Raw genomic sequence first — 6,000 nt, forward strand, 5'->3', positions numbered from 1 at the left:
AACCTTCTGTTTTTGCGGTTCAGGAAACACAGTTTCCTTCAACATGTAAAAATCAAGATTTTCGAGTGTATAAATGATTTAATAACTTCCATTTTGGCGTCTCATCTAAAATAGATGAGTTATAATTGGCACATATCAACTAAAAACCTTACAAAATCATTTCTTTTACTATATCATTTAAACTATCTTTGTTTTTAGGAGTTTTTAACTTATTTATTTCAGGGTATGAAAATATATTAATAATATTCATCATAGTAATATTATTGTTTTGGAAATAGGTTACTTAAATTCGTATTTCAAATGGTTCTATTTCCAGAAACACTAAAAAATCTTTAATTATTAGGAGAGTTTTATAATGCCAGATTGGGAAAAGTACCATAAAGGTAGCTGGGAAAATTACTGGAAAGATTACTGGAAAGAAAGTGCTGGAGCAGACTGGACAGAGCATGAACGAAAATACAAGGAAATGGGTAAAATCATGAACAAATTAGGGGAGACTCAATTTAAAACAGCAGAGCTCATAATGCAGCTTGCAAATAAAAAAGAAGGAGAAGAATACGAAAAAGAAATAGACAGTTTAGAAAATGCAATAAAAGATCTGAGGACTGTTATAGATAAAAAACGCAGCGAATTAAAGTGAATTAATTTATTTCCATTATCTTTTTAAAATTAAATTAAGTATAACTAGTTTTTTTAAATATTAACACCCTAATTTTATTGTAAATCCCAAACAGTGCCCATTTTTATCATGAAAAATATTATTCAAATTTGATATCATCAACACCTTGCACGCTTTCTCCACCAGACATATTCACTATTTTCACATTTTCATTTTCTGCAGCCCACTGTGTAAGTTTTTTAGCATAATTCAACTTCATTTGCTTAATTTCATCAGCTTTACCCTCTGCTTCAGATAAATCCGGCCTAGAATATTTGGTTACGATATCCCCAAAGTCCATTCCTGCAAGAAGTATAAATCTTGCCCCAAGTTCAATTGCCAGGAAGATGCAACGGTCTCCATCTGTAAAACCGCCGAAATTAGATACATTTTCCAAAGGTACACTTTGAGTAGTCCCCAAAATTCGTTTTAACTCCGGAACATATTCTTTTATTTTATCAATATTATTTCCATGGGCATGGACAGCCAGAATTGCTCCTCGCTCGTTAGCTTCTATTATATCATCCATATTACCGTCTAAATCTGTAACTATAATATCTGGAACTATATCTTTCTCTAAAAGTGCAGTTGTTGCCCCATCTGCTGCAATTAATGTAAACTTATTTAAATTTAATTCTTCCAACTGATCCAGTTCGTCCAAATCTTCAATATTCCCTTTAAGGGATGGTCCAGCTCCAAAAATAATTACCATATCTTTTATATTAGTCTCAGCAATGCTTGAACTGTTATCTTCGTTTAAAAGGTTGTTTAACAGTTCCGCAGATTTTTCATCATCTTCACGGCTGAAACCAAATTCTTTTAGTATTTTGTCATACCATGAAAACCAAGCATCAAGATTCATGAAAGTGGATATATTATTTTTAATAAATAAATTGTTGGAATTAAATTCAAATTTAGAAAATATGATTAATTGAAGTAAAATCATGAAAATTATGGTGATAAAATAGTTTGACTATTTAAGAATCAGGGACTGAAGTAAAGGTATATTAACTGTTTAATTGATAAACTTATGTGTATCTCAAAAAGAGAATCAAGTTTAATATAGTTTTTAAAATTGGAGGTTTGAAAATGGAGGAAACATTGCTAATGATACCCGGACCTACCAAAGTAGCTCCGCGAGTACTAAAAGCCATGTCAGATGCAGTGATGAACCACAGAAGTGCTCAATTCGCTGATATTTTAACTGAAGTCAATGAAATGATGTCAGAAGTATTCCAGACTGAAAATCCATCTTACACTATAACCGGTTCTGGAACAGCTGCAATGGAAGCTGCAGTTGGAAATGTCCTTAATAAAGGAGATAAAATTTTAAATATTGTTGGCGGGAAATTCGGAGAAAGATTTGCACAGATAGCTGAAGCTAACGGCGGTAATTCCGTTAAGCTTGATGTGGAATGGGGTAAAGCAGTAGATCCCGAAGATGTCAAAAATATTTTAGAAGAAGATGATGAAATTAAAGCTGTGACATTAGTTCACAACGAAACTTCAACAGGGGTCGCAAGCCCAATAGAAGAAGTAGGTAAAATTGTTAAAGATTATAACGCTTTATATGTTGTAGATACTGTTTCATCCCTTGGTGGGGACGACGTAGCTGTAGACGATTATAACATCGATATTTGTGTAACAGGTTCACAGAAATGTCTTGCCGCACCACCAGGAATGGCAGCAATCACAGTAAGTGATGATGCATGGGATGTAATCAATAAAGTAGACTCCAACTCATATTACTTGGACGTAAGGAAATACAAAAAATACGCAGGACATACACCATCCGAAACTCCATACACACCTTCCGTATCCTTAATGTACGCAATGCGTGAAGCATTAAACATGGTAATGGAAGAAGGTCTCGAAGCTAGAATAGAAAGACACAAATTAGCTGCGTCAGCCACAAGAAATGCTGTTAAAGCTCTTGGTCTTGAACTATTTGCTGACGAAGATGTTTCATCTACAACCGTAACTGCTGTAAAAATGCCTGAAGGCGTAACTGATAAAGATATGAGGGGCACAATGAGAGATAAATATGGAATTGTGCTTGCCGGTGGTCAAGACCACTTAAAAGGCAATGTTTTCAGGATAGGACATATGGGTAATGTCAACTACAGAGATCTTGTTGTTACAATGGCTGCTCTCGAAATGACTTTAAAAGGTCTTGAAATGGACATTTGTCTCGGAAATGGAGTGGCAGCAGTAGAAGAGGCTTATCTTATAGGATAATTCTCTTTTTTACTTATTTTTTTGAACTGTTTTTTATCTGAAAATTAAAAAATAAAACAATAAATAACTATTTTTTATCACCAATTAAACCAGCTTGCAATGGCATGTGCAACAAAACAGGCTGCTGCAGCTATTCCGCAAACTACAGCCCCTATAACACATACGGTTTTAGTTATTCCTTCAGGAGCTACAGCAATACCAACTGCAAAACACCCAGCTATAGCTGACAAAGCGTAACCTGCATTTTCTATAGTATTTAAAGTGTGAGTTTTAGCAGGACTATCCTGAGTAGCATTATCAGTTTGATTCAAAGATGTTTCATTTGCATAAGTTGTATTATTTAAAGCTGTTCCATTGACATTAATTTCATTTTCAAAAGTCCCATTACCTGTTTCATTAAAAACTGTTTTATTTTCATCAATTGAATTGTTTAAAACCGTTTCATTCGTGTTATTTTCATTATCAATTGTTTGATTAAAATCTGTTTCATCTATAACCGTTTTATTACCCGTTTGATTTAAAATTGTTTCATTTATACCAGTTGAACTATGCATTTCTAGTTTATTTAAACATTTATTGTGATCCTGATTAACTACAGCACTTTTAACCATACTTTGAACAATTTCACATGAATTCAATGTATCTGGAGATTTAACCTGGTTCAATGACCCTATTTCAACTGCACCTGCAGGTTCAACACTTAATATGCCTAAAATTAACAGGACCACCAAAAATTCTTTATATTCCATAGTTTACCCCCTTAAATCCCAATTTATTTATCGGACCCGTTTTAATGTAAACGTTATGGTATTTAAACATTTTTATGAATAATCAAACAGATGAACATATAGAAATAAGAAGTAGAAAAATTAATTCAAAAAGAAATCCTGTAAAAATATATAAACTATCTTAAATTTTAAAATAACATTAAAAAATTAAATAAAATATTTATTTAAAAAATAAGTGGTAGTTAAACTTCATTTAGACCAGTTTAAACCATAAACAGTGATAATAACCTGGGCAAGTGGGAAAATTGTCCAGCTGGCGTTTATTTTAAGCCAAGCTGTAGAGCTTCTAATTTTAGCGGTGTTGATTTCATCTTTCTTTAATTCTTCTCTTATTATACTAACTTTTTCTATGACTTTATCCCTATTATCTAAATTTAAAGATTCTATCGTGTTATATATCTGATTAAAAGTATTTTTTATCCTGAGATCACTTGAAGTTGTAATTTCATCACTATTTTCTGCAGCTGTAAAATTAGACATGCCTGAATTTTCTATTAAGTTTATTCCCTTACCAGTTATTTTAACTGAGCTAAATTCTACTCCTAGACCTGGAGATATATCCACATACTTTTCATCACGTAACTGAAATGCATTTTTCTCAAGTAATTTATCATCTATTTTTAATTTATCCAGCAAATAATTACGAGCAAGATAATATCCCGGATTTTGATCGTTGAATTCATTTAATATATCCAGTATTTGTTTCTGTATTTGGTTCATAAGTTCACGCCCTAGTTTATAAAATTAGCAATAGTTTTTAGTAACGCTCATGTTCACAAAATCCCTCAAAATCCTCAAAAATCTAGATTTTTGGGTTCAGAAAATCTCAAGGAGATTTTCTTCAACCTCAAAAAATTCATAGAATTTTTTGGGACATTCAAACGCAAAGCGTTTGATGCCTGCAAAATTTTTAATTTTGCGGCCGAGGAAACAGAGTTTCCTCCGGCATCGGAAATCTATGATTTCCGAAAGGTTAGGAAATGTTTACAAAATCTCTGATTTTGTAACCGCAAAAAACTATTGAAATCTCTCGAAATCTACGATTTCGGAGCGCAAATCAAAGATTTGCAAGCTCTGATTTCAATGCATCGAAAATTCACAGAATTTTCGAATGCTTCGTTTTTTGCATGCTTGCATTTCCTAAAATTTGAAGAATTTTGGGGCATACAAAACTCCCAAAACCTTTGGTTTTGGAGCCCTCGAAAATCTACGATTTTCGGGGCGTCGAAAACAATGTTTTTGACAGCGCAAATCGTAGATTTGCAAGCTTCGTTTTGCAGTTGCGAAGCGAAGCTTCGCAAACATCAAAAACCGTAGGTTTTTGAAAGCTTCGGTTTTTGTGACCGTAAAAACCTGCGATTTTTACATGTCCATGATCATATGCACACTTCATGCTTTATGTTAAATTATAATATCAATTAATCATATGAAATTATATTTGGAAGAGTGTAATTTACTTAACCATATAACTCATAAAAATTCAAAGTAACATCGGCACAACCATTTAGACAGGAGCATTTGTAAAATTGATTTATAAAGTTAATATCTGTAAGGTAGCATTAAAATTATTCTTCCTCTTCTGGCCATACATCCTGAACATTAACATATTCCAAGCTTGAATATGGTATCATCACATGTCCCTGGTTAAATTCTATTAAAACATATGTCTTTTCATATATTATGTCTGTAACATCTGCAAAATGCTTCTTGTTCTGCTTATTTTTAAAATATACATCAACAGTTGCCATTATTTCAACCCATATTATATTATATCCATTTTAAATTATAAAATTATCATTACTAATAAAAAATAGGTTTATTTTTCATTATTTCACATAAAATAAATAAAATAAGCATATTTTAAAAAATAAAGTTAAACCAGATATGAAATCAGATTTTTAAGTAATTAAAAACATGAATTAGTAACCTGTCTTTAATATAATAGGGCAACATATTAATAATCTAAAATTCAAAAATAACTGTAGACTGGTAATTAATAATTATAAATGTAATTTCAGTCTACAACCCCCATTAAACTATAAATATAAACTTAACCTAAAAATAAATCCAAATCAAACATGGAATTATATTTCCAAGTAATCTTAAAGACCATAAATTAACAACTTATTTTAATACTATATAACAACATATTAATAATTCAAACTTCAAAAATAACTGTAGACTGGTAATCACCGATTATAAATGTAATTTCAGTCTACAACCCCCATTAAACTATAAATATAAACTTAACCTAAAAATAAATCCAAATCAAACATGGAATTATATTTCCAAGTAATCTTAAAGACCATAAATTAA

General features: G+C 31.5%; 6 protein-coding genes. 2 read left to right on the plus strand and 4 right to left on the minus strand.

What is annotated here, in order from left to right; genetic code table 11:
- The first annotated feature begins 355 nt into the window (after positions 1 to 355).
- Entirely contained in the window at positions 356 to 640 is a 285-nt protein-coding gene (locus AAGU07_RS14360; RefSeq protein ID WP_342459775.1) for a hypothetical protein, read from the plus strand.
- A gap of 118 nt (positions 641 to 758) precedes the next feature.
- Here AAGU07_RS14360 and AAGU07_RS14365 read toward each other — a convergent pair whose 3' ends face one another.
- A complete protein-coding gene (locus AAGU07_RS14365) occupies positions 759 to 1,520 on the minus strand; it encodes a 6-hydroxymethylpterin diphosphokinase MptE-like protein (RefSeq protein ID WP_342459776.1) in 762 nt (253 codons plus the stop codon).
- 227 nt (positions 1,521 to 1,747) lie between these two features.
- On the opposite strand from AAGU07_RS14365, the gene AAGU07_RS14370 reads away from it, so the two are divergent.
- Positions 1,748 to 2,896: an alanine--glyoxylate aminotransferase family protein gene (locus AAGU07_RS14370; RefSeq protein ID WP_342459777.1), complete on the plus strand. Its 1,149-nt coding sequence runs from the start codon at positions 1,748 to 1,750 to the stop codon at positions 2,894 to 2,896.
- A gap of 77 nt (positions 2,897 to 2,973) precedes the next feature.
- On the opposite strand, the gene AAGU07_RS14375 is transcribed toward AAGU07_RS14370, so the two are convergent.
- From AAGU07_RS14375 to AAGU07_RS14385, 3 genes are all read right to left on the minus strand, one after another.
- Positions 2,974 to 3,645 carry a hypothetical protein gene (locus AAGU07_RS14375; protein WP_342459778.1) on the minus strand — a complete coding sequence of 224 codons (672 nt, stop codon included), beginning with the start codon at positions 3,643 to 3,645 and terminating at the stop codon, positions 2,974 to 2,976.
- A 228-nt stretch (positions 3,646 to 3,873) separates the two neighbouring features.
- Entirely contained in the window at positions 3,874 to 4,404 is a 531-nt protein-coding gene (locus tag AAGU07_RS14380; RefSeq protein ID WP_342459779.1) for a hypothetical protein, read from the minus strand.
- A gap of 845 nt (positions 4,405 to 5,249) precedes the next feature.
- The gene (locus AAGU07_RS14385; RefSeq protein WP_342459780.1) at positions 5,250 to 5,432 is read right to left on the minus strand and encodes a hypothetical protein; all 183 of its coding nucleotides are present in this window, start codon (positions 5,430 to 5,432) and stop codon (positions 5,250 to 5,252) included.
- Positions 5,433 to 6,000 lie beyond the last annotated feature (568 nt).

Origin of the sequence: Methanobacterium sp. (genome assembly GCF_038562635.1) — an archaeon.
Classification (GTDB): Archaea; Methanobacteriota; Methanobacteria; order Methanobacteriales; family Methanobacteriaceae; genus Methanobacterium_D.